Source organism: Blastococcus sp. OS1-29 (assembly GCF_057628075.1).
The window spans coordinates 1-22,999 of the sequence record NZ_JBXXJK010000003.1; the positions used below are offsets into that span (position 1 = coordinate 1).

The window sequence follows — 22,999 nt, forward strand, 5'->3', positions numbered from 1 at the left end:
AGACCCAGACCCGTGTCGGTTCTGGGTCTCTCCGGTTCCAGGGTGCGGTGCTGAGGCCGCACAGCTGTGCGGCACGATGACCGGGTGCCGTTCGATCCGACGCCCCGCGTTCCGCCCGCATCGTCGGCGCCCGCCCCGCAGGCCGTGCTGACCGTCTCCGGCGTCGACCGGCCGGGCGTGACCGCGCGGCTGTTCTCCGCCCTCGCCGGGTCGTCCGCGGGGTGCCCCGCTGTCGAGGTCCTGGACGTCGAGCAGGTCGTCGTGCACGGACACCTCGTGCTGGGCGTGGTCGTCGGCGCCCTGGCCGTGGGATCGGAGCCTGCAGCGGACCAGGCGACGATGCTGGCCCACCTGGGACGGCTCGCGGCCGAGGTCGCCGCGGACATCGGCCTGTCGGTACAGGTGGAGGCCGCCTCGGCAGACGAACAGTTCGTCGTCCCGGCCGGCCGGCCGCACCACGTGATCGTGCTGGGCCGCCCGGTCCCGCCGGACGCGGTCGCCGGCGCCGCGCAGGCGATCGCCGGGATCGGCGGCAACATCGACGCCATCCGGCGCCTGTCGGACTACCCGGTGACCAGCTTCGAGCTCACCGTCTCCGGTGCCGAGGCCACGGCCCTGCGGACGGCGCTGGGATCGGTCGCCGCGGCCACCGGAGCCGACATCGCGGTGGAGCAGGTGGGCCTGGCCCGGCGGAGCAAGCGGCTGATCGTGCTCGACGTCGACTCGACCCTCGTACGCGGTGAGGTCATCGACGAGCTCGCCGCCCGCGCCGGCCGCGCCGCGGAGGTCGCCCGCATCACGGCTGCCGCGATGAACGGGGAGCTGGACTTCGCGGAGTCGCTGCGCGCACGCGTCGGCGTGCTGGCCGGGCTGCCGGTGGAGGTTCTCGACGAGGTCCGCGAGGCGCTCGTGCTCACGCCCGGGGCGCGCACGCTGATCCGCACGCTGCAGCGGCTCGGCTTCCGCTGCGGCATCGTCAGCGGTGGCTTCACCCAGATCACCGGGCCGCTGGCCGACGCGCTCGGGCTGGACTTCGCCGCCGCCAACACCTTGGAGGTCGTGGACGGCAAGCTCACCGGCGGCTTGGTGGGGGAGATCGTCGACCGGCCGGGCAAGGCCCGGGCGCTGGCCCGGTTCGCCGCGCAGTACGGCATCCCGCTCGAGCAGACCGTCGCCGTCGGCGACGGGGCCAACGACCTCGACATGCTGAACACCGCCGGGCTCGGCATCGCGTTCAACGCCAAGCCGTTCGTTCGGGAGCAGGCGCACACAGCCCTCAACCAGCCCTACCTCGACGCGGTGCTGCAGGTACTCGGCTTCACCCGCGACGAGGTGCTCGACGCGGTCCCCGCCGACTCCTAGGAGAGCTGCCCGTCAGGGCGCCCGGAGGACCGGCGCGGGAGGAACCGGCGTGTGTGCGTCGGAGTAGGAGCCGAACGTGCCCAGCGCCATCAGCCCCAGGCCCGCGGCCACGACGACGACGGACTCCAGCATCTTCCGCGTGAACGTCTTGGGGGGCACGGCCGGATCCTGCCGCCTGTGGTCACACTGCGTAACGGTCCGGGGGCCGCTTCACCCGGACCAGCGACCCCCGCTCGCCTGAGGCTCCCTCACCAGCCCGAGCGTGTGCGCTGGCGCCCCCTTTCCGGCCAGAAAAGGGGGCGCCAGTGCACACGCTCGGAGCTGGCCGGGCCGCTCACGCTCGGTGAACGGTGCCCTGCAGCTCCACCCCGGCCGCGCGCAGCTGCTCCAGGGCGGCATCGGTGGTGCTCGGATCGACGCCAGCAGTGAGCGGCAACAGCACCCGGGTGCGGAAGCCGGAGCCGGCGGCGTCGAGAGCGGTGGCCCGCACGCAGTGGTCGGTCGCGATCCCGACGATGTCGACGGCGTCCACCCCGCGCTCGCGCAGCCAGTCGGCCAGAGCGACGCCGTCGGCCGCACCCTCGAAGCCGGAGTAGGCAGCGGCGAACTCGCCCTTGTCGAACACGGCCTCCAGCGGGGCCCGGTCCAGCGCCGGGTGCAGCTCGACGCCGCCCGTCCCGACAACGCAGTGCGCGGGCCAGGTCTCCAGGAAGTCCGGGTGCTCGGCGAAGTGGGCGCCAGGGTCGACGTGGTGGTCGCGCGTGGCCACCACGTGCTCGTAGCCGGCCGTCGCCACGTGCGCGGAGATCGCTGCAGCCACGGCTGCGCCGCCCGCGACGGCCAGGCTGCCGCCCTCGCAGAAGTCGTTCTGCACGTCCACCACGATCAGCGCGCGGGTCATCGGGTCACCGTCTCCAGCACGGGCTCGCCGCGCGACAGCGCCCACGCCTCGGGCGGCAGCGTCGTCCGTACGAGCTCGTGGTGGGCGCGCGCCTGCTGCAGCGCCTCGGCCGGGGTCGCGTCGCTGCAGAGCGCGCCGGCCCGGACGAGGGGGACGACGAGGTCGCGGTCGCCGTCCCGTGGCTCGATCGGCTCGCTGCTGACCACCTCGGCGAGTGCCGTCCCGTCGCCGGCGTGCCGGCGGACGGCGTACTTGCGGCCGCCGACCGAGTTCTTGCCCTCCGACTTCTTGGCCACCGGCAGCCCGTCGCGCTCGACGAGCTTGTAGACCATGCCGACCGTCGGGGCCCCCGAGCCGGTGACCAGCGAGGTGCCGACGCCGTAGCGGTCGACCGGCGCGGCCATGAGGCCGGCGATGGCGTATTCGTCGAGGTCGCTGGTGACCACGATGCGGGTGTTCGTCGCGCCGAGGGAGTCCAGCAGCTCGCGGGCGTGCCGGGCCAGGGTGGGCAGGTCGCCGGAGTCCAGCCGGATGCCGCCCAGCTCGGGGCCGGCGACCTCGACGGCGGTCCGGATGCCGCGGTCGACGTCGTAGGTGTCCACGAGCAGCGTCGTCCCCGTGCCGAGGGTGGCCACCTGTGCCTCGAACGCGGCTCGCTCGTCGTCGTGCAGCAGCGTGAACGCGTGCGCGCTGGTGCCGCTGGTGGGGACGCCGTAGCGACGGCCGGCCTCGAGGTTGGACGTCGTCCCGAAGCCGACGAGGTACGCGGCCCGGGCCGCGGCGACCGCCGCCTCCTCGTGCGTGCGGCGCGAGCCCATCTCGATGCAGGGCCGCTCGCACGCGGCGGCCACCATGCGCGCCGCGGCCGAGGCGATGGCGCTGTCGTGGTTGAGCACCGACAGCGCGAGGGTCTCCAGCAGCACCCCCTCGGCGAACGGTGCCCGGACGGTGAGCACCGGAGAGCCGGGGAAGTAGAAATCCCCCTCGGCGTAGCCGTCGATGTCGCCGGAGAAGCGGAAGTCGGCGAGCCAGTCGAGCAGTCGCTCGTCGGTGATCCCCTGCTCCCGGAGGGCCGACACCTCGGCGTCGCCGAACCGGAAGTGCGGCAGGGCCTCCAGCAGGCGGGCGGTGCCGGCCAGCACGCCGTAGCGCCGGCCGTGCGGGAGTCGCCGGGCGAAGACCTCGAAGACGCAGTCGCGGCCGGCGGTACCGTCGGCCAGGGCCGCGCCGACCATCGTCAGCTCGTACCGGTCGGTGAACAGGGCGGGAGCCGGTGGGGGCGTCAGCCCCGTATCCACGGACATGATCGGAAAGCGTAGGCGGACCGCGTCCTACCGGCGTCCTAGAGTGGATCCGTGGCCGGACCGCTCGCTCCGACACGGACGCCCGAGGAGACGGTGGAGGAACACTCCGACCTCGACCGTCCGTGGGTGACCGTCGTCTGGAACGACCCGGTCAACCTCATGAACTACGTGACGTTCGTGCTCCAGGAGCTGTTCGGCTACGACGAGCCGACGGCCACGAAGCTGATGCTGCAGGTGCACCACGAGGGCAAGGCGATCGTCAGCTCGGGCCCGCGCGAGCGCATGGAGCACGACACCAGCCGGCTGCACGCCTACGGGCTCTGGGCCAGCTACCAGCGGGATTCGTGACCTGCGTGGGTGAGGCGCGGTGTGGAGCCGACCCGACGGTTGCCGGCGCGGAGAAGCGATGAAGCCGTTCAGGTCGACCCGCGGTGGCGACGTGGTGGCCCGCCTCGACCCGGCGGAGGCGGGCATCGTCGGGCTGTTGCTCGACCAGCTGGAGCAGCTGCTCGCCGCGGACGCCGACGACGTGGCGGGCGACCCGGTGATGGACCGGCTGCTGCCCGAGGGGCACCGCGGCGATCCCGAGCTCGCCGCCGACTACCGCGAGCTCACCGAGAGCTCGCTGCGCAGCGGGAAGACCGACGACCTGGCCATCGTCCGGGCCACGCTCCCGGAGAGCGGGGGAGAGGTGCGGCTCGACCGCGACCAGGCGGCGGCATGGCTGCGCAGCAGCAACGACCTGCGCCTCGCGCTGGGCACCCGGCTGGAGATCACGGAGGACACCGAGCCGCCGGACGAGATCGCCGACGAGCAGGACCAGCAGCTGGCCGTCTACTACTGGCTCACCGCGCTGCAGGGGTCACTCGTCGACGCACTCGCCGGCGGCCGCGGCGGGCGAAGCTGAACCAGATCACCAGCGCGAGCAGCACGTCGAGGCCGAAGAACACGTAGACCAGCCCGTGCAGTTGCACGCTGCGGATCGTCGCCCCGATCGTGGAGACGAGGATCAGGGCCGACAGTGCGAACACCGCCACCAGCAGGACCGCGCGCAGGACGACGACGATCACGTAGGACAGCCGGTCGGCGGGCTCGTCCGGGTTGAAGCCGGGACGCCTGAGCAGGCCACGGGCGCCCAGGATCAGCGCGGGGATCGGGAAGACCACGACCGCCGCGGCGATGAGCAGGTTGACCAGCACGAGGCCCGACGGTATCGGTACAACCTGGGCGGCCGGTCAGTGCCCTGCGGACCCCGCATAGACTGATGTCGTGCTGCGCATCGACCGCGCGACCTACGACGCCATCGTGGCCCACGCCCGGGAAGACCACCCGGACGAGGCCTGTGGCGTCGTCGCCGGTCCCGAGGGCAGCGACCGGCCCGAGCGGTTCATCCCGATGCTCAACGCGGCGCGTTCCCCGACGTTCTACGAGTTCGACTCGGGCGACCTGCTGCGGCTCTACCGCGAGATGGACGATCGCGACGAGGAGCCGGTGGTCATCTACCACTCGCACACCGCGACCGAGGCCCATCCCTCCCGCACCGACATCGGGCTGGCGGCCGAGCCGAACGCCCACTACGTGCTGGTCTCCACGCGGCACCACGGGCAGCAGACCGGCCTGGCCGGCGACGACGTCGAGTTCCGCAGTTTCCGCATCGTCGACGGGGAGGTGAGCGAGGAGGAGGTCGAGATCGTCGAGTCCTACCTGTTCGGTCACACCCCGACGACGGTCGTCTACGACTGACGGTGAGATCCCTCGCCGTCCGGAATCCCGGACGGCGACCGGGCGTTGGCCCGTCCAGACGCACGAACGCTGCCTTTCGCGGCGCCCTGCACCCGAACATCCGAGGAGAATTGCACGCCATGGCCATCCAGGTCCGGATCCCGACCATCCTGCGTACGCACACCGGCGGCAACAAGACCGTCGAGGGCAACGGCGCCACGCTCGCCGCGCTCGTCGACGACCTCGACAGCCAGCACCCCGGCATCAAGAACCGCCTCGTCACCGAGGAGGGCAAGCTGCACCGCTTCGTCAACGTGTACGTCAACGACGAGGACGTGCGGTTCACCGGCGCCCTCGACACCGAGGTCAAGGACGGCGACTCGGTGACGATCCTGCCGGCCGTCGCCGGCGGCTGAGCCCCCATGGCCCGCTTCGCCTCGCTGGTCGACTCCCTCGGCGGCACCCCCCTGGTGGGGCTGCCGAACCTGTCGCCGACCCCGGACGTCCGCCTGTGGGCCAAGCTCGAGGACCACAACCCGACGGGCTCCATCAAGGACCGCGCCGCGATCGCGATGATCGAGGCGGCGGAGAAGGACGGGTCGTTGCAGCCCGGGTCGACGATCCTGGAGCCGACGAGCGGCAACACCGGCATCTCGCTGGCGATGGTCGCCCGGCAGCGGGGCTACAAGCTCATCTGCGTCATGCCGGAGAACACCTCGATCGAGCGCCGGCAGCTGCTGGAGATGTACGGCGCGCAGATCATCTCCTCGCCGGCCGCCGGTGGCTCGAACCAGGCGGTGGCGGTGGCCAAGGGGTTGGCCGCCGAGCACGACGACTGGGTGATGCTCTACCAGTACGGCAACCCGGCGAACGCCCAGGCGCACTACGACGGCACCGGGCCGGAGATCCTCGCCGACCTGCCGACGATCACGCACTTCGTCGCCGGTCTCGGGACGACCGGCACGCTCATGGGCGTCTCCCGGTTCCTGCGCGAGCACAAGCCCGGCGTCCAGGTGATCGCCGCCGAGCCGCGGTACGGGGAGCTCGTCTACGGGCTGCGCAACATCGACGAGGGGTTCATCCCCGAGCTGTACGACCCGGCGCTGCTGGACTCCCGCTTCTCGGTCGGGCCGGAGGACGCCATCCACCGCACCCGCCAGCTGGTGGAGCGCGAGGGCATCTTCGCCGGCATCTCGACCGGCGCGATCCTGCACGCCGCGCTCGGCATCGCCGACAAGGAGGTCGCCGCCGGCCGGCACGCCGACATCGCCTTCATCGTCTGCGACGGCGGCTGGAAGTACCTCTCCACCGGCGCCTACGCCGGCACGCTCGAGGAGGCGACCTCCGCGCTGGAGGGCCAGCTCTGGGCCTGAGGCCGGTTCCATGATCACCTCGCGTCGAGGGTCTTCTCCTGAACCGGGAGAGGGCCCTCGACGTGTGTGGGGTCATGACGACCCGTGATCGGGCGTGCGGCGTCCGTCGGCGGCGCCAGCTAGCCTGGCCGCAACATGGGGACGACGGCACCGCGCGGAGCAGACGCGCCGATCGGCATCTTCGACTCGGGCGTCGGTGGGCTCACGGTTGCCCGGGCCGTGCTCGACCAGCTGCCGAACGAGTCGGTGCGCTACATCGGCGACACCCTGCACGGCCCGTACGGTCCCCTTCCGATCGCCGAGGTGCGCCGGCACTCGCTGGCGGTGATGGACGGGCTGGTGGCCGACGGGGTGAAGATGCTCGTGGTGGCCTGTAACTCCGCCAGTGCCGCGTCCCTGCGCGACGCGCGCGAGCGGTACGACGTCCCGGTGGTGGAGGTCGTGCTGCCCGCCGTCCGTCGGGCCACTGCCGCCACCCGCAACGGGCGGGTCGGGGTCATCGGCACGCAGGCGACGATCACCAGTGGCGCCTACGAGGACGCGTTCGCCGCCGCCCCGCAGATCAGCGTCACCAGCGCGGCGTGCCCGAGCTTCGTCGACTTCGTCGAGCGCGGTGTCACCAGCGGGCGGCAGCTGCTCGGCCTCGCGCAGTCCTACCTCGACCCGCTGCTGGCCGCCGGGGTCGACACGCTCGTCCTGGGGTGCACGCACTACCCGCTGCTCACCGGCGTCATCTCCCTGGTGATGGGCGACGACGTGACGCTGGTGTCCAGCGCGGAGGAGACGGCGAAGGACGTGTACCGCGTGCTCACCGACGCCGACCTGCTGCGTGACGAGGACGCCCCCGTGCCCGAGCACTGCTTCCTCGCCACGGGCGACCCCGAGCCCTTCGCGCGACTGGGCCGGCGGTTCCTCGGTCCCGAGGTCTCGTCGGTCCTCCACGCCGCGTCGGTCGGCGTCCGATGAAGCTCACCGTCGTGGGTTGCTCCGGCAGCGGCCCGGGGCCGAAGTCGCCCGCGTCCAGCTACCTCGTCGAGCACGACGGGTTCCGGGTGCTGCTCGACCTGGGCAACGGCGCGTTCGGTCCGCTTCAGGCCCACGCCGACCCGGCGAGCATCGACGCGGTCTTCTTGTCGCATCTGCACGCCGACCACTGTCTCGACGTGGCCCCGTTCGTCGTCTGGCACCGTTACGCCGGCCCGAAGTCACGCAGCCTCGTCCCCCTGTATGCCCCGGTCGGCGCGGAGCGGCGGCTGGCGCTGGCCTACGACGGCGACGGCGACACGCTCACCGACGTGTTCGACTTCGTGCCGGTGGGTCCCGGCTCCTTCGCGCTGGGCCCGTTCCAGGCGACGCTCGCCCGCACCGAGCACCCGGTGGAGTGCTACGCCATCCGGCTGGACGTCGACGGCCGGTCACTGGTCTACACCGGCGACACCGGGCCCTGCTCCCGGGTCGTCGAGCTGGCCCGGGACGCCGACGTCCTGCTGGCCGAGGCCGCGCACGCGCCCGGCCCCGACCTGCCGGCCGGCCTGCACCTGACCGGCCGGGAGGCCGGCGAGCACGCGGCCAAGGCAGGCGTCGGCCGCCTGCTGCTGACCCACATCCCGGCGTGGGTCGACGAGATCGGCCAGTTGTTCGCGGCCAGCGCGGTCTTCTCCGAGACCGAGCTGGTGCGCCAGGACGCGGTCTACGAGATCTGAGGACGGCGATGACGGACGACGAACGCGACGGCGTCCGGCTGACCAGCCTCGACCAGCCCCTAGGCGACGATCTCGAGGTGACCAAGGGCGACCTGGTGAACTACCTGGACGCGGTCGCCGACCGGCTGGTCCCGCTGCTGGCCGGTCGTCCCCTCTCGGTCAAGCGCGTACGGCCGGGTCAGGCGCCGTTCATGCAGCGCAACGTGTCGAAGGGCGCCCCGGACTGGGTGCGGACCGTTCCGGTGTGGTCGGAGGGCTCGCACCGCGAGATCGCCCAGGTGCTCTGCGACGACCGCCGCACGCTGCTGTGGCTGGGCAACCAGCGCGCCGTCGAGTTCCACGTCCCGTTCTTCCGGGCCGGCGAGCACGAGCCGACCGGGCTGGTCCTCGACCTCGACCCGCCGGACGGTGCGGAGTTCGCCGTCGTCGTGCGGACGGCGCGGCTGGTCCGTCAGGCGCTGGACGACTCGGGTTTGCAGGGAGCGGTGAAGACCAGCGGATCGAAGGGGCTGCACGTCGTGGTCCCGGTGGCCGGCTCGCCGTTCGAGGACGTCGCGGCCGCCACGCGGGCGCTGGCCGCCCGGGCCGAACGCCTCGACCCGGAGCTCGCGACCACCGCCTACATCAAGGAGGACCGCGGCGGCCGGGTGTTCGTCGACTCGACCCGCTCCGGCCAGGGCACGATCGTGGCCGCTTACAGCCCCCGGATCCGGCCCGGCCTGCCGGTGTCCGCGCCGGTGGGCTGGGACGCACTGGACGACGTGCAGCCCGCGGACTTCACCGTCACCACCGCGGACTTCCGTACCGAATGGGCGGTCGAGCTGCCCGAGCCGCAGCGGCTACCGGCCGACCTGGTCGCACAGGGCCACACCATCCCGATCGCCCGGGTGCAGGCCATGCACGAGGGCAAACGCCGCAAACGAGCCGCCGAACGTGAGGCCGGGGGGTCCGACAGTTCCGGCTGACGGCGTCCACACCGGTGGACCTGTCCACAGAGTCGTCGGACGCGGCCCTTCTGTCGGTGCCCCGGCTGCACGCTTCGCCCATGACGACCGACCCGCAGACCACCGCCTGGCTGGACCAGGAGGACGCGCACCTCGCCAGGCTCATCCGGACGCATCGCTTCGCCGTGCAGTACGTGGGAGCAGGTGACGCCCTGGAGGAACCTGCGTTCGGCTACACCGTCGGCCTGTTCGGTCTCGGGCATCCGGAGTGCGTCATCGTCGGCGTGGGCCACGACAACGCGCACGGGATCCTCGGCCGGGTGGCGGCCGAGGTGGCGGACGGCCGGAACCTCGTGCCGGGGGAGCTGCTGACGTGGGCGGAGTGGGGTGGCCGGATCGTGGTCGAGATCGTGCCGAACCCCGGGGAGATCCTGTTCGCGGCCAACCGGTTCTACGAGCGGCCCGCCGAATACTCCGTCCCGGCCTTCCAGCTCACCTGGTGCCACCCCGACGGGAGCTTCCCGTGGGACCCGGGCTGGGACTGCGGTCCGGGGTGCCAACCGCGTCCGGGCACCTGGCGGGCGTGAGGTGGGCGTGCGGCGGGTCAGTCCAGTCCGAGGTCACGCCGCAGCTTGGCCACGTGCCCGGTCGCCTTGACGTTGTAGGCGGCGCGCTCGATCCGCCCCTCGGCGTCCACGACGAAGGTCGACCGGATCACGCCGACGACCTCCTTGCCGTAGAGCTTCTTGGGGCCGTAGGCGCCGTAGGCCTTGAGCACCTGCTTGTCCGGGTCGGACACCAGCGTGATGTCGAGCTTCTCCTGCTCGCGGAACCGGAGCAGCTTCTCCGGCTGGTCGGGAGAGATGCCGATGATGTCGAGCCCGGCCTCGGCGAGGTCGCCCGCCGACGCGGTGAAGTCGACCGCCTGGGTCGTGCACCCGGGGGTCAGCGCGGCCGGGTAGCAGTACACGATGACCCGCCGGCCGCGGTAGGACGACAGCGCCACCGGCTTGCCCTCGGCGTCGGGCAGCGTGAAGTCCGGCGCCAGGTCGCCAGGGGCCAGGCGGACGGATGCCGTGTCGGTCATGACTGGCATCCTGCCGTGTTCGTCCGGCGCCGCGGAACGGGGGGAGGGGGCGGTCAGCCGGCGAGGAACGAGAAGCGGACATGCCGCTGGTGGTTGTCGGTGTTGGTGTCGACCAGGCAGACGCGCTGCCAGGTGCCCAGCTGCAGTCGGCCCTCCAGCACGGGCACGGTGGCGTGCGGCGGGATGAACGCCGGAACGACGTGGTCGCGCCCGTGCCCCGGGCTGCCGTGGCGGTGCCGCCAGCGGTCGTCGCGGGGGAGCAGGACGTCGAGTTGGGCGAGCAGGTCGTCGTCGCTGCCCGCGCCGGTCTCCAGGATCGCGATGCCCGCGGTCGCGTGCGGCACGAACACGTGCAGCAGTCCGTCGGTCTCCGGCCGGACGAACTCGGCGCACTCGTCGGTCAGGTCCACCACCGCCGGGACTCCGCCGGTGCGGACGGTGCGCAGTTCGGATCGCATGCCGGTGATCTTCGTGTCGGTCGCGCAGGGACGCACGGTGGCAGGGCGTGGGGAGCGCGCAACTACCCTCGGACAGCGTGACCCGCCCCGACGGCCGCTCGGCCGACCAGCTCCGTCCCGTGACCATCACCCGCAACTGGCTCGACCATGCGGAGGGATCGGTCCTCGTCGAGTTCGGCCGCACCCGGGTGCTCTGCGCGGCGAGCGTCACCGAGGGTGTGCCGCGCTGGCGCAAGGGCTCGGGCCTGGGCTGGGTGACCGCCGAGTACGCGATGCTGCCCCGCGCCACCCACACCCGCAGCGACCGCGAGTCGGTGAAGGGGCGGATCGGCGGCCGGACCCACGAGATCAGCCGGCTGATCGGCCGCTCGCTGCGGGCCTCCATCGATCTCGCCGCCCTGGGTGAGAACAGCATCGCCATCGACTGCGACGTCCTGCAGGCCGACGGCGGCACCCGCACGGCGGCCATCACCGGCGCCTACGTCGCCCTGGCCGACGCCGTGTCGTGGCTGGGGGAGCGGAAGAAGCTCGCCAAGTCCAACGCGATCGTCCAGTCCGTCGCGGCGGTCAGCGTCGGCGTCATCGACGGCGAGCCGCGGCTGGACCTCCCGTACGAGGAGGATGTGCGAGCCGGCACCGACATGAACGTGGTGTGCACCGGCGACGGCAACTTCGTCGAGGTGCAGGGCACGGCCGAGGGCGAGGTGTTCGACCGCAAGACCCTCGACGCACTGCTCGACCTCGCGGTCAAGGGCTGCGCCGAGCTGACGCAGATCCAGGCCGAGGCGCTCGCGCGATGAGCCAGCTGCTGCTGGCGACCCGCAACGCGGGCAAGCTCGCCGAGCTGCAGCGGCTGCTCGAGACCGCCGTCCCCGGGGTGCAGGTCATCGGCCTGCGCGACGTCGAGGAGTACCCCGAGGCGCCCGAGACGGGGGCGACGTTCGAGGACAACGCCCTGCTCAAGGCGCGGGAAGCGGTCCGCCACACGGGGCTCCCCGCCGTGGCCGACGACTCCGGCATCACGGTCGACGCGCTCAACGGCATGCCCGGTGTGCTCTCGGCGCGCTGGTCGGGCCGGCACGGCGACGACGACGCCAACACGGCGCTGCTGCTCGGACAGATCGCCGACGTGCCCGACGAGCGCCGGGGCGCGGCGTTCGTGTGCGCGGCCGCTCTCGTCACGCCCGACGGCACCGAGCGCGTGCTCGAGCGACGGTGGCGGGGCACGGTGATCCGCGAGAAGCGGGGCACCAACGGCTTCGGCTACGACCCGGTGTTCGTGCCGGAGGGGCTCGACGTCACCTCCGCCGAGCTGGCCCCGGAGGAGAAGGACGCCCGCAGCCACCGGGGTCAGGCGTTCGCCGCCCTGGTACCCGTGCTGGCCGAGGTGTTCGGCTCCCGCTGACGGTCACTCCCGCCGGAGGGGTGAGGCAGGTGAGCGACCCTCGTGAACGCTTCTCACCGAGAAGCCGCGTGACAGATCGATCGGCGATCACCGTGCGGGAGGTCAGGTGTCGGAGCGTTCGGAACAGTTCCCCGGCGATCCCCTCGGGGGGCGTGCGCCGACCAGTCACGAACGCATGACCGGCCATGCGTGGGACGCGTCCTACCTCGACGGTCCCGCGCCCTGGGACGTCGGGCACCCGCAGCCGGCCATCCTGCGGCTGGCGGCGCGGGGTGCGTTCACCGGAGAGGTGCTGGACGCCGGCTGTGGAACGGGCGAGCACGCCCTGCACCTGGCCTCGATGGGGCTGTCGGTCCTCGGCGTCGACGTGGCCGGCACGGCCATCGAGCTGGCGCGTGCGAAGGCGGCCGAGCGGGGCGTGACCGCGGAGTTCGCGGTCGCCGACGCGCTCGCACTGGAGTCCCTGGGGCGCCGGTTCGACACCGTGCTGGACTGCGGGCTGTTCCACACCTTCGACCGCGACGAACGGCCGGCCTACGCCGCGAGCCTGGCCTCGGTGACCGCGTCCGGCGGCACGCTGTACGTGCTGTGCTTCAGCGACGTAGGTCCCGACACCGGCCCGCACCCCGTCAGCCGCGCAGACCTGGTGGCGCCGTTCGGCCCGGGCAGCGGGTGGACGGTCGGCGCCGTCGAACCGGACCGCGTCCAGACGAGGTTCCACGACGGCGACGGCGCTCCAGCCTGGTTGGCCACGATCAGGCGCAGCCAGGTCGGACCGTAGCCGGGAGTTCTCACGCGGAGGCGCGGCCGGCCCTCCAGTAGCCCATGAAGGCCACCGCGCGCCGGTCCAGCCCGGAGTCGGCGAGCAGCCGACGCCGCAGGCCGGTCACGACGCCAGCCTCCCCGGCCAGCCAGACGTAGCAGCCGGTGACGGCGGTCGTGTCCGGCACCTCCCAGATCTCGTGGTCCTGCTCCGGGCCGGCCGGGACGTCGGCCGGGACGCCCGACATCGGTGCCGCCTCGAGCACCGCGGCGGTCAGCAGGGCACCGTGCGGCCGGCAGCCGGCCCGCGTGATGCGCGGCAGCCAGGTGACCTCGACCCCGGCCGGAGCGCGCACCGGCAGGACGTCGTCCACCCCGGGGACCTCGAGCAGGATGCGGCCCGTGGCCCCGGCGCGGAGGGAGGCAGCGATCGCGCAGATCGCCGGAACCGCCGTCTCGTCCCCGGCGATCACGAGCCGGACGTCGCCGGACGGCGGCCGCCACTCGATCCCGCCGGTGTCGCCGGCGAAGCGCGCGTTCGGCCCGATGAGCACCACCTCGTCACCGGGCTGTACCGCCCGCGCCCAGGCCCCGGCGGGCCCGGTCGGCCCGTCGTGGACGACGAAGTCGACGTCGACCTCGCGCTGGGCCGGGCGGGCGGCACGCACCGTGTAGGTGCGGATCGGGTTGCGTCGCTCGTCGGGGAGCGCGCGCCACTCCCCGAACCAGTCCGCGCCCGTCGGGCAGTCCGCCAGCCCGCGGCCGCCGGGCAGCGGGAAGAGCACCTTGATCCGCTGGTCGAGGCCGCCGGAACCGAACTCCTCCAGGTCGGCGCCGCCGAAGGTGACCCGCACGAAGCAGGGCGTCAGCCGCAGCACGCGCACGGCGGTGACGCGGAACGGCCGGTAGGCCGCCACCGCCTCGGGTGTCTGAACGGTCATGGGGGCTCTCCAGGGGGTCATGGCGGGCAACGTGAGTAGGTTAGCCTGCCCTAACTCACGGGGACGGGCCCGTGCGACGTCCGAGGAGAGACCCGATGAGATTCCGTGGAGTGCCGGCCGCGCTGGCCGCCGTCACCGTGCTGGCCGGCTGCCAGAGCAGCGGGAGCGAAGGGGCCGGCGGCGACGCTGCGAGTTCTTCGGGTTCCTTTCCCGTGTCCATCGAGCATTCCTTCGGCGCCACGACGATCGCCGCAGAGCCGCAGCGCATCGTGGTCCTCGGCTGGAGCGCCCAGGACGTCGTCTACGCCCTGGACGAGGCGCCGGTGGGCATGCCGGCGTACACCTACGGCGGCGGCGAGGACGGCGTGCTGCCGTGGGACGACGAGCACTTCGACCCGGAGCGGACGACGCTGCTCGACACCGCCGACGGGCCGCCGCTGGAGGCCATCGCGGCGCTGCGGCCCGACGTCATCCTGGCGACCTACGAGGGCTTCGACCGGGCGACGTACGACGACCTCAGCAGGATCGCCCCGACCGTCGCCTACCCGGGGGAGGCCTGGACGACGTCGTGGGAGGACCAGACCGCGATGATCGGCAAGGCGCTGGGCAAGAGCGACCGGGCGCAGCGACTGGTCGACGACACCAAGGCCAGGTTGCAGGAGGTCGCCGACGCCCACCCGGAGTTCGCCGACCTGACCTTCGCCTACACCAGCATGGGCGCGGACGCGTTCTACCTGTACCTGGGCGAGGACCCGCGCGTGCGGCTCGTCGAATCCCTCGGCTTCACCCTCGACCCGAGCCTGCAGACGGTGGCGGGCGCGGGGGACAAGGCGACCTTCTACTCGCAGGTCTCCCTCGAGAAGGCGCCCGAGGTCATCGCCGACGTCGTCATCGGGTTCGCCGACGGGCTCACGGCCGATGAGGTCGGGACCTCCTCGATCTACGCGCAGATCCCGGCGGTCCAGCGGAAGTCGGCGGTGATCCTGGACGACGAGGAGTTCGGTGCCGCGGTCAGCTCGGTGAGCGTGCTCTCGATCCCGTTCGCCCTCGACACGCTGGTCGACCGGCTGGCCGCGGCGGCCGGCCGCGCGCAGGCCTGACCGCCGTGCTGGCGGCGCGAGCACGCGATTCCCGGCGGGCGCTGCTCGTCGGCGGCGTGCTCGCGCTGCTGGTCGTGCTGGCCCTGGCCGCGGTGGCGAGCATCGCCGTGGGAGCGCGGGGGATACCCCTGTCGCACGTCTGGTCGGCGGTCGTGGCGCCGACCGGCAGCTCCGACGACGCCGTCGTCCGGTTCCTGCGCCTGCCCCGGACCGGGCTCGGGATCGCCGTCGGCATCGCTCTGGGCGTCGCCGGCGCGGTCATCCAGGGCCACACCCGCAACCCGCTCGCCGACCCCGGACTGCTGGGGGTGAGCGCCGGCGCGGCGTTCGCCGTCTGCCTGGCCGTCTACGCCTTCGACGTCCCGTCGGGCACCGGTTCCATGTGGTTCGCCCTCGCCGGGGCGCTGGTGGCCAGCGTCGTGGTCTTCGCCCTGGGCACGTCGGGCGGAGGCGGGGGGACGCCGGTGACCCTCGCGCTGGCCGGCGCCGCGGTGACCGCGTTCCTCGGCGCGCTGACCAACGCGCTGGTCCTCAGGGACGCGCGGACGCTCGATGCCTACCGGTTCTGGGCGGTGGGCTCGCTGGTCGGTCGGGCGGACGCCGCGCTGGTGCAGGCGCTGCCGTTCCTCGGCGCCGGGCTGCTGCTGGCCGCGATCAACGCGCCCGCCTTGAACACCCTGCAACTCGGCGAGGACGTCGCGCGGGGTCTGGGGCAGCGGATCGGGCCGGCGCGGGCCGTCGGCGTCGCCTCGGTGACCCTGCTGACCGGCGCCGCGGTGTCGGCGACCGGTCCGATCGCGTTCGTCGGACTGGTGGTGCCGCACGTCGCCCGGGCGATCACCGGCCCCGACCACCGCTGGCTGATTCCGTACTCCGGGCTGCTGGGGGCGCTCCTGCTCGTCGTCTCCGACGTCGTCGGGCGCGTGGTCGCGCCGCCGGCCGAGGTGCCGGTCGGGCTGGTGCTCGCCCTGGTGGGGGCGCCGTTCTTCATCGTGCTGGTCCGTCGCCGGAAGCTGGCGACCCTGTGACCGCACCGGTGGTCCTCGGCCGCCGCGCGCTGCGGGTGGGGCCGTTCTCGGCGGTGTGGCGGCCGCGCGCCGTCGTCGTCCCGCTCGCGCTCGCCGCCGGAGTCGTGCTGCTGGTGGCGTTGGACGTGGGGCGCGGCGACTTCCCGATCTCGGTTCCCGACGTGGTGCGCACCCTGCTCGGCAGGGGCACGAGGGCCGACCGGTACATCGTGCTGGAGCTGCGGCTGCCCCGGTCGCTGACCGGTGCGCTCGTCGGCCTCGCGTTCGGCATGGCCGGGGCGCTGACCCAATCGGTCGCCCGGAACCCTCTGGCCAGCCCCGACATCCTCGGCATCAGCCAGGGCGCCGCAGCGGCGGCGGTCGCCACGGTCGTACTCGGCGGCGGGGCGGCGGGCGGCCTGTTCGGGGTGGTGGGCGTCCCGCTGGCCGCGTTGCTCGGCGGCCTGCTGAGCGCGGCGGTGATCTACGCCCTGGCGTGGCGGCAGGGCATCAGCGGGTTCCGGCTGGTGCTCATCGGCGTCGCCGTCGCCGCGGTGCTCTCCGCGCTGGCGTCGTTCCTGCTCGTCGTCGGGCAGCTGAACGAGGCCGCACAGGCCCAGATCTGGCTGGTCGGCAGCCTCAACGGGCGCGGCTGGGAACAGGTCGTCCCGGTCGCACTCGTCGTCGGCGTCGCCGTCCTGCTGTGCCCGATCGGCAGCGCATCGCTGCGCGCACTGCGGCTGGGCGAGGACAGCGCCCGGTCCTTGGGGTTGCGGCTGCAACGGGCGCAGTCCGGGCAGCTCCTCGTGGCCGTGGTGCTCGCGTCGGTCGCGGTGGCCGCGGCCGGGCCCGTGCCGTTCGTCGCGCTGATCGCCCCCCAGATCGCGCTGCGGCTGACCCGCTCGGCCGGCCCCCCGCTGCTGGCCGGAGGGCTGGTCGGCGCGGTGCTCGTCGTCGGGGCCGACGTCGTCTCGCGCTCGGTGCTGCTCTCGGCGCTCCCGGTCGGCGTGCTGACCGCGGCCGTCGGCGCGCCCTACCTGATGTTCCTGCTCGCCCGACGGACCCGGAGATCGGACGCATGACCACGTCGACGGTTGTTCCCCTTCCCACCCGGCTGCAGGCGCGGGAGGTCACCCTCGGCTACGGCGAACGCGTCGTCGTCGACGGGCTGGACCTCGCCGTGCCCGAGGGGGCGGTCACCGCGGTCATCGGTCCCAACGGGTGCGGCAAATCCACGCTGCTGCGCGCGCTGGGCCGGCTGTTGCGCCCGCGCGGCGGCGAGGTGCTGCTCGACGGCCGGCGGATCGACGAGCTGCCCACTCGCGAGGTGGCCCGCGTGCTCGGGCTGCTGCCCCAGTCGCCGACCGCACCGGAGGGCATCACCGTCGCCGATCTCGTCACCCGTGGCCGCCATCCCCACCAGGCGTGGTTCCGGCAGTGGTCGCGCGGTGATGAGCGCGTGGTCGCGGAGGCGATGCAGTGGACCGGCGTGCTCGACCTCGCCGACCGACCGGTCGATGCGCTCTCCGGCGGTCAGCGGCAGCGCGTGTGGATCGCCATGGCACTCGCCCAGGACACCGACCTGCTGCTCCTCGACGAGCCGACGACGCACCTCGACCTCGCGCACGCCGTGGAGGTGCTCGACCTCGTCGACCGCCTGCACGCACGCGGGCGCACCGTTGTCATGGTCCTGCACGACCTGAACCTCGCCGCCCGCTACGCCGACCACCTGGTCGCCATGAAGGCCGGCCGGGTCGTCGCCGCCGGGCGGCCGCGGGAGGTCCTCACCCCCGAGCTGCTGGCCGAGGTCTTCGGGCTGCAGGCGCTCGTCCTGCCCGATCCGGTCACCGACGGCGTGCTGGTCGTCCCGGTCGGGGCCCGCCGGAGAGTCGCCCGGCAGAGTGTGGGGGGCGGGAGTCGAACCCGCACGCCGGAAGGCGCCAGCTCCTGAGCACGCGGACGGCGGCACGACGCCGATGGCCGGGGGTAGCGACGGTCGCCGCGGTCTCCTCAGCCGTCGTGGCGGTGGGTCAGCCGGGCCGCCGCGTCCCTCGCCCGTCGTCCGGCGACGACTGTCCGCCCCGGCTGACGCGCCGCGGTCGTGAGGGCCCGGCGGACCGCCTGACGTGGCCGGGCGGCCAGGGGTGCGGGGCGCCAGGGATCCAGCGACGGACGGAGGGCGGTCTCCAGTTCCACGCGCAGTCGATCGATGGCGGTCAGGAGCGCGCCGTGCTGCACCCACGCGGCCGGGTCGGCCTGCGGGTCGACCAGGAGCACTGCGCTCAACTGGCTCCGCCAGTTCTCCAGAGTCTCCAGATGCGTCGCTATTCGGCCGGCCGCGACCTCGGTGGTGCCACCTCCGCGGACCACCGCACCGGTGTCCTCGAGTGCAGTGGCCAACGCGTCGAGGACGTGGGCGAGCGCGGCCCGGGCCTCGGAGGAGTAGGCCACCGAGGCCTCCTCCTCGGGCACGAAGAATGTGCGGTCCAGAAGGGTTCGGGCGAGGTCGCGCAGCGCCACCTGCACGTGCTCGAGCGCCGTCAGCGTGCCGCGCAGCCGGGGCCGCGCCTCACGGGCTATGCGGCCGCGCGGGTTCAGCCGGGCGCTCTCCTCGGTCTGGGCCAGGTTCCGGTCGGCGCGGCTCACCTCCACGTTGAGGAACCGCGCCTCCTCCAGTTGCGCGTGCGCCGTCTCCCGCGACCACTCGTGGCACACCGCCTCGGCCAGCGACCTGCTGAACCTGGCCAAGCGGTCGGCGAGCTCGGCGATCGCCTGGCTCGCGGGCTGGACGTAGAGCGGCGGTGCGATCAGCAGGTTGACCAGGACGGCGACGACAGCCCCCACCAGGGTCTCCACGATGCGGCCCGTCGCGGCCGTGCCGGCCCCGCCCACCGCCAGGATGAGCATCGCGCTGATCGGCACCTCCAGTAGGTTGTCCCCCAGCCGCAGGAGCCTGCCCGCCACCAGGGAGATCGCCACCACCAGTCCGAGGCTCCACCAGGTCAGCCCGGTCACCCGCGCGAACAGATAGGCGACGAGCACGCCGGACACCACGCTGAGGATGCGTTGCCAGCCGGCGGTGACCGTCTCGTACATCGTCAACTGGACGACGAGCAGCGCCGTCAGCGGTGCGAGGACCGGCGTGCTGCTGGTGTGCAGCCAGTCCGCCGCCGCGAAGGCGAGCATGGCGGCCAGGACGGTCTTGGCCGTCCGGAGGCCCGCCATCCGGCCGCGCCGGAAGAGCCCCATCACCCGTGACGGCAGCGCGTCGAGAGCGGCGCTGCGCAGGCGCTCGGCGCGCCGGAGCACGGTCGGCGATCCGGTCATCCGCCCGTCGGGAACTCCATGAGGCAACAACTCCCGCCGCTCGGGGCACGGGCAGCACACGTTCCGGACCCGCACCCGGACAGTAGCGCCGACATCGGCCGGCCGCCGCCCGCCGGGACCGGGCCGGATGATGGAACCGAGTGCGGGAGAGGGGAGTCGAACCCCTACGCCCGAAGGCACCAGATCCTAAGTCTGGCGTGGCTGCCGTTACACCACTCCCGCGTTGGTTCCGGAGTGTAGGAGTAGCCCTCGCGGGTGTTCCGAGGGTTTGCCGGTGAGCTGAGCTGCAGTTCGTCTGGCAGGCTGTCGCCGTGCCTCGCGACCCACGACAGATCCAGCTCGAGATCGACGCCGCCCGCGAGTCGCTGGCCGCCACGCTGGACCAGCTGACCTACCGGACGAGCCCCACCCGCCTCAAGGCCCAGGGCAAGGACGCCGTGCAGCGGTTCCTGCAGACCCCGGCCGGCATGGCGACGGTGGGCGCGATCGGCCTGCTGGTCACCTGGAAGGTCGTCCAGAAGATCCGGCACCGCAACGACTGAGCAGCGGCGCGACCCGGTCGGTCCCGGCCAGGAGTCGGTCTGGGACTACCCGCGGCCGCCGTCGGCCGAGGTCACCGGCCGGCACGTCGTCGTCGAGATCGGCGGCCGGACGATCGCCGACACCCGCCGGGCGGTCCGCGTCTGCGAGACCAGCCACCCACCGGTGTACTACGTCCCTCGCGTCGACGTCGCCGACGGGATTCTCGTGCAGGCGCCGGGCGGGTCGTGGTGCGAGTGGAAGGGCGCGGCGACGTACTGGGACGTCGTCGTCGGGGAGCGGCGCGTGCCGCAGGCCGCCTGGTCCTACGAGCAGCCGAGCCCCGGGTTCGAGCACCTGGCCGGTGCGGTCGCGTTCTACCCCGGGAAGGTCGATCGCGCGCTGGTGGACGGGACGCCGGCCCGCCCACAGGCCGGGGGCTTCTACGGGGGCTGGATCACCGACGAGGTCGTCGGCCCGTTCAAGGGTGAGCCCGGCACCCTCGGCTGGTAGCCGGGGAAGCAGAACGCCCGGTCCGGAGAACCGGACCGGGCGTTCGTGCAGGTAGATCAGGCGGCCGCGCGCACCAGCGGCAGCACGACCGACTCGAGCACCTCGTCGGCGTAGGCCTCGTCCACCGGCTCCCCGGTGAGCAGCCAGCGCTGCACCAGCAGGGCGCTGGTGGTCTCGGCGACGATCGACCGGCTCAGCCCCGGGCGCACCTCGCCGCGTGCCTCGGCCCGCTGCCAGATGTCGTCGTAGGCCTGGCGCCAGACGGCCAGCGGCCCCTGCCGGAAGGCCTCGGCCAGCGCGGGCTGGTGCGGGATCGTCGACAGCAGCGACAGCGTCGCTGCCCCGGTCGGCCCCGAGATCAGGGCGACCATCTGGTGCATCATCTCGCGCAGGTCGGTCGCGACCGACCCGGTGTCCGGAGCGGTCGACCCGGCCCGGTTCAGGTCGGAGATCGTGTCGACCACGAGATCCTGCTTCGTGCGCCAGCGTCGGTAGATCGTCGCCTTGCCGACCCCGGCCTCGGACGCGACGGCGTCCATGGTCAGCGCGCCGTAGCCCACATCGGCCAGCAGGCGGAGGATCGCGGCCCGGATGACGCCGTCGCGACTGGGGTCGCGAGGGCGCCCGCCGCGGCTCGGGCGGGGAATCTCGGTCGTGGAGAGAACGGCCATGGGGCAGACCTTAGACACTAAAGGTAGGAACGTTCCAGAACTTCGCGCACAAGGAACTGTGAGTCCACCCGGAAGTGCTCACCGTGCGCCGCGCGCCTGGGAGGAAGCCGGGAAGCGGTGAGTCATCCTGCGGGGGTGGGAACGACCTGCGGCGGGGTGTGCAGCTGCCGCCAGAACTGGGAGATGCCCGCCCCGGCGACCCGTGCCCTGATCGCCACCCCCATCGGCCACCTGCTGCCGAGCGTCGCCCGGATCGCCACGGCGCTGGGCCTCACCGTCTACTCCTCGCCGCAGCTGCTCGACCTGCTCGACGACCGGGGCGGCCGCCGCCTGGACCGCCTCTTCCAGATCCTGGCCCGCGAGCTCACCGCCGCCGAGACCGAGGCGCTCCGCGTTGTCACCGACCCGCCGGGGGAGGGCGCCGCCCTGACCGCGCGCCTGCTGACCGCCCCGACCCTCGCCGTCGAACTGGCCCGCCGCGGCGTGACCGTCGAGGTCGGCGTGCTCGTCGACGCGGAGTTCTGGTCGGTCTACCAGCCCATCGTGTCACTCACCGACCGGTCTCCCGTCGCCCACGAGGGGCTGCTGCGCGGGGTCGTCGACGGCCGCGAGGTCGGCGGGGGCGACCTCTTCTTCGTCGCCGAGCAGGCCGGCTGGCTGCACCGGCTCGACCGGATCGGCCGCGAGTCCGCGATCACCGGTGCCGTGCCCTGGCTCGGGGACGACGACCTGTTCGTCAACTTCAACCCGCTCTCGATCTACCGCCCCCAGGTCTGCCTCGCCAGCACCGAGCGGGTCGTCCACGAGACCGAGATCCGGCCCGGTCAGCTGGTCTTCGAGGTCGTCGAGTCGCACGCCATCGCCGACCGCGGCCACCTGGTGTCCATCCTGGACCACTACCGCTCGCTGGGGTGGCGGGTCGCCCTGGACGACGTCGGCGCCGGCTGGTCGAGCCTGTCGCTGCTGGCCGCCGTCCGGCCCGAGGTGGTGAAGCTGAAGAAGGCGCTGGTCCACGAGCTCCCGGACGACGGCGCCCGCACCGTGCTGAAGGCCGTCACCGACCTCGCCCACTCACTGGGCGCCGTCGTCGTGGCCGAGGGCGTCGAGACCGAACGGCTGGCCGACGAGGTGACGGCGCTGGGGGCCGACCTCGGTCAGGGCTGGCTGTTCGGCCGGCCGGTGCGCCCCCAGCCGCCGGCCGAGGAGCCCGAGGGGCGGTGGCAGCCGGCGCGCCCGGTGGAGGTGGGCACGGCAGAGGTCACTGCAGCGCCCACGCGCTGAGCACCTGCCGCTCGCGTTCGTAGCCGAGGACGCCGTAGCTGCCCGCGCGCAACGGCAGCAGGGCGCCGTCCTCGGGGGGCAGCCCGAGCCAGCGGGCGCTGAGGATCCGCAGCACGTGGCCGTGGGCGAACAGCGCGACGTCGCCGTCCGGCAGCCGCCGGCTCACCCGTGCGAGCACCCGGTCGACCCGTTCCGCCACCTGCGCGAGCGTCTCCCCGGGGGTGGCGCCGGGGACGGTGCCGTCCTTCCACAGCGTCCAGGGATAGCCGAGCTCCTCGCGGATCTCCGCCGTCGTCCGGCCCTCGTACCCGCCGTAGTCCACCTCGACGAGGTCGTCGACCACGGCCGTGGGTGTCAGCCCGGCGAGCTCCGCCGTCCGCCGGGCCCGCTGCCTCGGGCTCACCCAGACGTCGACGAACCGCCGACCCGCCAGCGACTTTCCCAGCGCCCGCGCCTGCTCCTCGCCGTCCGGGAGCAGGGGCAGGTCCGTCACGCCGGTGTGCTGCCCACTGCGACTCCACTCGGTCTCGCCGTGCCGGACCACCACGATCTCCCCCACCCGCCCACCGATGATCTCGCCCATCGGGACATCGAACACCGTCGGGAACACCGGCGACGA

General features: G+C 73.2%; 29 protein-coding genes, 1 tRNA gene and 1 pseudogene. 20 read left to right on the forward strand and 11 right to left on the reverse strand.

The annotated features are described in order from the left end of the window. The first annotated feature begins 84 nt into the window (after positions 1 to 84). Positions 85 to 1,362: a phosphoserine phosphatase SerB gene (serB, locus tag AC2H4J_RS08140; RefSeq protein WP_487464362.1), complete on the forward strand. Its 1,278-nt coding sequence runs from the start codon at positions 85 to 87 to the stop codon at positions 1,360 to 1,362. Between the two features lie 12 nt (positions 1,363 to 1,374). Here serB and AC2H4J_RS08145 read toward each other — a convergent pair whose 3' ends face one another. From AC2H4J_RS08145 to AC2H4J_RS08155, 3 genes are all read right to left on the reverse strand, one after another. After that, complete coding sequence (locus tag AC2H4J_RS08145) at positions 1,375 to 1,521, reverse strand: hypothetical protein (protein ID WP_487464363.1); 147 nt, start codon at positions 1,519 to 1,521, stop codon at positions 1,375 to 1,377. Between the two features lie 175 nt (positions 1,522 to 1,696). After that, on the reverse strand, positions 1,697 to 2,263 hold the full coding sequence (locus AC2H4J_RS08150; protein WP_487464364.1) for an isochorismatase family protein: 567 nt from the start codon (positions 2,261 to 2,263) through the stop codon (positions 1,697 to 1,699). Further along, positions 2,260 to 3,567 (reverse strand): nicotinate phosphoribosyltransferase, encoded by a 1,308-nt coding sequence (locus tag AC2H4J_RS08155; RefSeq protein ID WP_487464365.1) that lies wholly within the window; start codon positions 3,565 to 3,567, stop codon positions 2,260 to 2,262. Before AC2H4J_RS08155 ends, AC2H4J_RS08150 begins: the two co-directional genes overlap by 4 nt. 51 nt (positions 3,568 to 3,618) lie before the next feature. Here AC2H4J_RS08155 and clpS point away from each other — a divergent pair, with 51 nt between their 5' ends. Beyond that, entirely contained in the window at positions 3,619 to 3,915 is a 297-nt protein-coding gene (clpS, locus tag AC2H4J_RS08160; RefSeq protein ID WP_487464366.1) for an ATP-dependent Clp protease adapter ClpS, read from the forward strand. Between the two features lie 58 nt (positions 3,916 to 3,973). Further along, positions 3,974 to 4,474, forward strand: coding sequence for a DUF2017 family protein (locus AC2H4J_RS08165; protein ID WP_487464367.1), 501 nt, complete (start codon positions 3,974 to 3,976; stop codon positions 4,472 to 4,474). Here the strand turns inward: AC2H4J_RS08165 and AC2H4J_RS08170 are convergent. Further along, positions 4,413 to 4,766 (reverse strand): hypothetical protein, encoded by a 354-nt coding sequence (locus tag AC2H4J_RS08170; protein WP_487464368.1) that lies wholly within the window; start codon positions 4,764 to 4,766, stop codon positions 4,413 to 4,415. The two genes, AC2H4J_RS08165 and AC2H4J_RS08170, sit on opposite strands and share 62 nt — an antisense overlap. A 70-nt stretch (positions 4,767 to 4,836) precedes the next feature. Here AC2H4J_RS08170 and AC2H4J_RS08175 point away from each other — a divergent pair, with 70 nt between their 5' ends. The 7 genes from AC2H4J_RS08175 (at position 4,837) to AC2H4J_RS08205 (ending at position 9,896) form a co-directional block, all read left to right on the forward strand. Further along, a complete protein-coding gene (locus tag AC2H4J_RS08175; RefSeq protein WP_487464369.1) occupies positions 4,837 to 5,310 on the forward strand; it encodes a M67 family metallopeptidase in 474 nt (157 codons plus the stop codon). A gap of 119 nt (positions 5,311 to 5,429) precedes the next feature. Next, complete coding sequence (locus tag AC2H4J_RS08180; RefSeq protein WP_487464370.1) at positions 5,430 to 5,705, forward strand: MoaD/ThiS family protein; 276 nt, start codon at positions 5,430 to 5,432, stop codon at positions 5,703 to 5,705. Between the two features lie 6 nt (positions 5,706 to 5,711). Further along, positions 5,712 to 6,662 carry a PLP-dependent cysteine synthase family protein gene (locus tag AC2H4J_RS08185; RefSeq protein WP_487464371.1) on the forward strand — a complete coding sequence of 317 codons (951 nt, stop codon included), beginning with the start codon at positions 5,712 to 5,714 and terminating at the stop codon, positions 6,660 to 6,662. A 135-nt stretch (positions 6,663 to 6,797) separates the two neighbouring features. Then, entirely contained in the window at positions 6,798 to 7,628 is an 831-nt protein-coding gene (murI, locus tag AC2H4J_RS08190; protein WP_487464372.1) for a glutamate racemase, read from the forward strand. Then, positions 7,625 to 8,365 (forward strand): MBL fold metallo-hydrolase, encoded by a 741-nt coding sequence (locus tag AC2H4J_RS08195; RefSeq protein ID WP_487464373.1) that lies wholly within the window; start codon positions 7,625 to 7,627, stop codon positions 8,363 to 8,365. The genes murI and AC2H4J_RS08195 overlap by 4 nt, the downstream gene beginning before the upstream one ends. Before the next feature lie 8 nt (positions 8,366 to 8,373). Beyond that, positions 8,374 to 9,330, forward strand: a complete 957-nt coding sequence (locus AC2H4J_RS08200; protein ID WP_487464374.1) for a DNA polymerase domain-containing protein — start codon at positions 8,374 to 8,376, stop codon at positions 9,328 to 9,330. A gap of 80 nt (positions 9,331 to 9,410) precedes the next feature. Beyond that, positions 9,411 to 9,896, forward strand: coding sequence for a DUF4262 domain-containing protein (locus AC2H4J_RS08205; RefSeq protein ID WP_487464375.1), 486 nt, complete (start codon positions 9,411 to 9,413; stop codon positions 9,894 to 9,896). Positions 9,897 to 9,913: 17 nt separating this feature from the next. Here the strand turns inward: AC2H4J_RS08205 and bcp are convergent, their stop codons facing one another. Both bcp and AC2H4J_RS08215 read right to left on the reverse strand, forming a co-directional pair. Continuing rightward, positions 9,914 to 10,396 (reverse strand): thioredoxin-dependent thiol peroxidase, encoded by a 483-nt coding sequence (gene bcp, locus AC2H4J_RS08210; protein ID WP_487464376.1) that lies wholly within the window; start codon positions 10,394 to 10,396, stop codon positions 9,914 to 9,916. Between the two features lie 53 nt (positions 10,397 to 10,449). Beyond that, complete coding sequence (locus AC2H4J_RS08215; RefSeq protein ID WP_487464377.1) at positions 10,450 to 10,854, reverse strand: YjbQ family protein; 405 nt, start codon at positions 10,852 to 10,854, stop codon at positions 10,450 to 10,452. A 77-nt stretch (positions 10,855 to 10,931) separates the two neighbouring features. On the opposite strand from AC2H4J_RS08215, the gene rph reads away from it, so the two are divergent. The 3 genes from rph (at position 10,932) to AC2H4J_RS08230 (ending at position 13,040) form a co-directional block, all read left to right on the forward strand. Then, positions 10,932 to 11,654 (forward strand): ribonuclease PH, encoded by a 723-nt coding sequence (gene rph, locus AC2H4J_RS08220; protein ID WP_487464378.1) that lies wholly within the window; start codon positions 10,932 to 10,934, stop codon positions 11,652 to 11,654. Beyond that, positions 11,651 to 12,259 carry an RdgB/HAM1 family non-canonical purine NTP pyrophosphatase gene (rdgB, locus tag AC2H4J_RS08225; protein ID WP_487464379.1) on the forward strand — a complete coding sequence of 203 codons (609 nt, stop codon included), beginning with the start codon at positions 11,651 to 11,653 and terminating at the stop codon, positions 12,257 to 12,259. Before rph ends, rdgB begins: the two co-directional genes overlap by 4 nt. A 175-nt stretch (positions 12,260 to 12,434) precedes the next feature. After that, positions 12,435 to 13,040 (forward strand): class I SAM-dependent methyltransferase, encoded by a 606-nt coding sequence (locus AC2H4J_RS08230; protein ID WP_487464380.1) that lies wholly within the window; start codon positions 12,435 to 12,437, stop codon positions 13,038 to 13,040. A 10-nt stretch (positions 13,041 to 13,050) separates the two neighbouring features. On the opposite strand, the gene AC2H4J_RS08235 is transcribed toward AC2H4J_RS08230, so the two are convergent. Then, on the reverse strand, positions 13,051 to 13,962 hold the full coding sequence (locus AC2H4J_RS08235) for a siderophore-interacting protein (protein ID WP_487464381.1): 912 nt from the start codon (positions 13,960 to 13,962) through the stop codon (positions 13,051 to 13,053). A 95-nt stretch (positions 13,963 to 14,057) separates the two neighbouring features. Between AC2H4J_RS08235 and AC2H4J_RS08240 the strand changes: the two genes are divergently transcribed. From AC2H4J_RS08240 to AC2H4J_RS08255, 4 genes are read left to right on the forward strand one after another with little or no spacing between them, the layout of a single operon-like run. Then, a complete protein-coding gene (locus AC2H4J_RS08240; RefSeq protein ID WP_487464382.1) occupies positions 14,058 to 15,062 on the forward strand; it encodes an iron-siderophore ABC transporter substrate-binding protein in 1,005 nt (334 codons plus the stop codon). 5 nt (positions 15,063 to 15,067) lie between these two features. Next, complete coding sequence (locus AC2H4J_RS08245) at positions 15,068 to 16,090, forward strand: FecCD family ABC transporter permease (protein ID WP_487464383.1); 1,023 nt, start codon at positions 15,068 to 15,070, stop codon at positions 16,088 to 16,090. Continuing rightward, positions 16,087 to 17,151 carry a FecCD family ABC transporter permease gene (locus tag AC2H4J_RS08250; RefSeq protein WP_487464384.1) on the forward strand — a complete coding sequence of 355 codons (1,065 nt, stop codon included), beginning with the start codon at positions 16,087 to 16,089 and terminating at the stop codon, positions 17,149 to 17,151. The genes AC2H4J_RS08245 and AC2H4J_RS08250 overlap by 4 nt, the downstream gene beginning before the upstream one ends. After that, entirely contained in the window at positions 17,148 to 18,020 is an 873-nt protein-coding gene (locus AC2H4J_RS08255; RefSeq protein ID WP_487464385.1) for an ABC transporter ATP-binding protein, read from the forward strand. The genes AC2H4J_RS08250 and AC2H4J_RS08255 overlap by 4 nt, the downstream gene beginning before the upstream one ends. A 59-nt stretch (positions 18,021 to 18,079) precedes the next feature. Here AC2H4J_RS08255 and AC2H4J_RS08260 read toward each other — a convergent pair whose 3' ends face one another. Both AC2H4J_RS08260 and AC2H4J_RS08265 read right to left on the reverse strand, forming a co-directional pair. After that, positions 18,080 to 19,396 carry an aromatic acid exporter family protein gene (locus AC2H4J_RS08260; protein WP_487464386.1) on the reverse strand — a complete coding sequence of 439 codons (1,317 nt, stop codon included), beginning with the start codon at positions 19,394 to 19,396 and terminating at the stop codon, positions 18,080 to 18,082. Between the two features lie 141 nt (positions 19,397 to 19,537). Continuing rightward, positions 19,538 to 19,618, reverse strand: a tRNA-Leu gene (locus AC2H4J_RS08265). Positions 19,619 to 19,707: 89 nt separating this feature from the next. On the opposite strand from AC2H4J_RS08265, the gene AC2H4J_RS08270 reads away from it, so the two are divergent. Beyond that, positions 19,708 to 19,938: a DUF3618 domain-containing protein gene (locus tag AC2H4J_RS08270; protein ID WP_487464387.1), complete on the forward strand. Its 231-nt coding sequence runs from the start codon at positions 19,708 to 19,710 to the stop codon at positions 19,936 to 19,938. Between the two features lie 79 nt (positions 19,939 to 20,017). Beyond that, a pseudogene (locus AC2H4J_RS08275) lies at positions 20,018 to 20,428 on the forward strand (DUF427 domain-containing protein); the annotation flags it as partial. Positions 20,429 to 20,484: 56 nt separating this feature from the next. Here AC2H4J_RS08275 and AC2H4J_RS08280 read toward each other — a convergent pair. Further along, positions 20,485 to 21,099, reverse strand: coding sequence for a TetR/AcrR family transcriptional regulator (locus AC2H4J_RS08280; protein ID WP_487464388.1), 615 nt, complete (start codon positions 21,097 to 21,099; stop codon positions 20,485 to 20,487). A 135-nt stretch (positions 21,100 to 21,234) separates the two neighbouring features. Here AC2H4J_RS08280 and AC2H4J_RS08285 point away from each other — a divergent pair, with 135 nt between their 5' ends. Next, a complete protein-coding gene (locus tag AC2H4J_RS08285; protein WP_487464389.1) occupies positions 21,235 to 22,380 on the forward strand; it encodes an EAL domain-containing protein in 1,146 nt (381 codons plus the stop codon). On the opposite strand, the gene AC2H4J_RS08290 is transcribed toward AC2H4J_RS08285, so the two are convergent. Continuing rightward, entirely contained in the window at positions 22,358 to 22,963 is a 606-nt protein-coding gene (locus AC2H4J_RS08290) for a histidine phosphatase family protein (RefSeq protein ID WP_487464390.1), read from the reverse strand. The genes AC2H4J_RS08285 and AC2H4J_RS08290 overlap by 23 nt on opposite strands. Positions 22,964 to 22,999 lie beyond the last annotated feature (36 nt).

Excerpts from the sequence above, each read along its gene's own strand:
- AC2H4J_RS08290 (WP_487464390.1), bottom strand. The coding sequence starts at position 22,963 with ATGGGCGAGATCATCGGTGGGCGGGTGGGGGAGATCGTGGTGGTCCGG.
- rdgB (WP_487464379.1), top strand. The coding sequence starts at position 11,651 with ATGAGCCAGCTGCTGCTGGCGACCCGCAACGCGGGCAAGCTCGCCGAG.
- AC2H4J_RS08165 (WP_487464367.1), top strand. The coding sequence starts at position 3,974 with ATGAAGCCGTTCAGGTCGACCCGCGGTGGCGACGTGGTGGCCCGCCTC.
- AC2H4J_RS08215 (WP_487464377.1), bottom strand. The coding sequence starts at position 10,854 with ATGCGATCCGAACTGCGCACCGTCCGCACCGGCGGAGTCCCGGCGGTG.
- AC2H4J_RS08230 (WP_487464380.1), top strand. The coding sequence starts at position 12,435 with ATGACCGGCCATGCGTGGGACGCGTCCTACCTCGACGGTCCCGCGCCC.
- AC2H4J_RS08280 (WP_487464388.1), bottom strand. The coding sequence starts at position 21,099 with ATGGCCGTTCTCTCCACGACCGAGATTCCCCGCCCGAGCCGCGGCGGG.
- AC2H4J_RS08195 (WP_487464373.1), top strand. The coding sequence starts at position 7,625 with ATGAAGCTCACCGTCGTGGGTTGCTCCGGCAGCGGCCCGGGGCCGAAG.
- murI (WP_487464372.1), top strand. The coding sequence starts at position 6,798 with ATGGGGACGACGGCACCGCGCGGAGCAGACGCGCCGATCGGCATCTTC.
- AC2H4J_RS08155 (WP_487464365.1), bottom strand. The coding sequence starts at position 3,567 with ATGTCCGTGGATACGGGGCTGACGCCCCCACCGGCTCCCGCCCTGTTC.
- AC2H4J_RS08200 (WP_487464374.1), top strand. The coding sequence starts at position 8,374 with ATGACGGACGACGAACGCGACGGCGTCCGGCTGACCAGCCTCGACCAG.
- AC2H4J_RS08235 (WP_487464381.1), bottom strand. The coding sequence starts at position 13,962 with ATGACCGTTCAGACACCCGAGGCGGTGGCGGCCTACCGGCCGTTCCGC.
- AC2H4J_RS08150 (WP_487464364.1), bottom strand. The coding sequence starts at position 2,263 with ATGACCCGCGCGCTGATCGTGGTGGACGTGCAGAACGACTTCTGCGAG.
- AC2H4J_RS08240 (WP_487464382.1), top strand. The coding sequence starts at position 14,058 with ATGAGATTCCGTGGAGTGCCGGCCGCGCTGGCCGCCGTCACCGTGCTG.
- AC2H4J_RS08255 (WP_487464385.1), top strand. The coding sequence starts at position 17,148 with ATGACCACGTCGACGGTTGTTCCCCTTCCCACCCGGCTGCAGGCGCGG.
- bcp (WP_487464376.1), bottom strand. The coding sequence starts at position 10,396 with ATGACCGACACGGCATCCGTCCGCCTGGCCCCTGGCGACCTGGCGCCG.
- AC2H4J_RS08205 (WP_487464375.1), top strand. The coding sequence starts at position 9,411 with ATGACGACCGACCCGCAGACCACCGCCTGGCTGGACCAGGAGGACGCG.
- AC2H4J_RS08180 (WP_487464370.1), top strand. The coding sequence starts at position 5,430 with ATGGCCATCCAGGTCCGGATCCCGACCATCCTGCGTACGCACACCGGC.
- AC2H4J_RS08260 (WP_487464386.1), bottom strand. The coding sequence starts at position 19,396 with ATGACCGGATCGCCGACCGTGCTCCGGCGCGCCGAGCGCCTGCGCAGC.
- AC2H4J_RS08185 (WP_487464371.1), top strand. The coding sequence starts at position 5,712 with ATGGCCCGCTTCGCCTCGCTGGTCGACTCCCTCGGCGGCACCCCCCTG.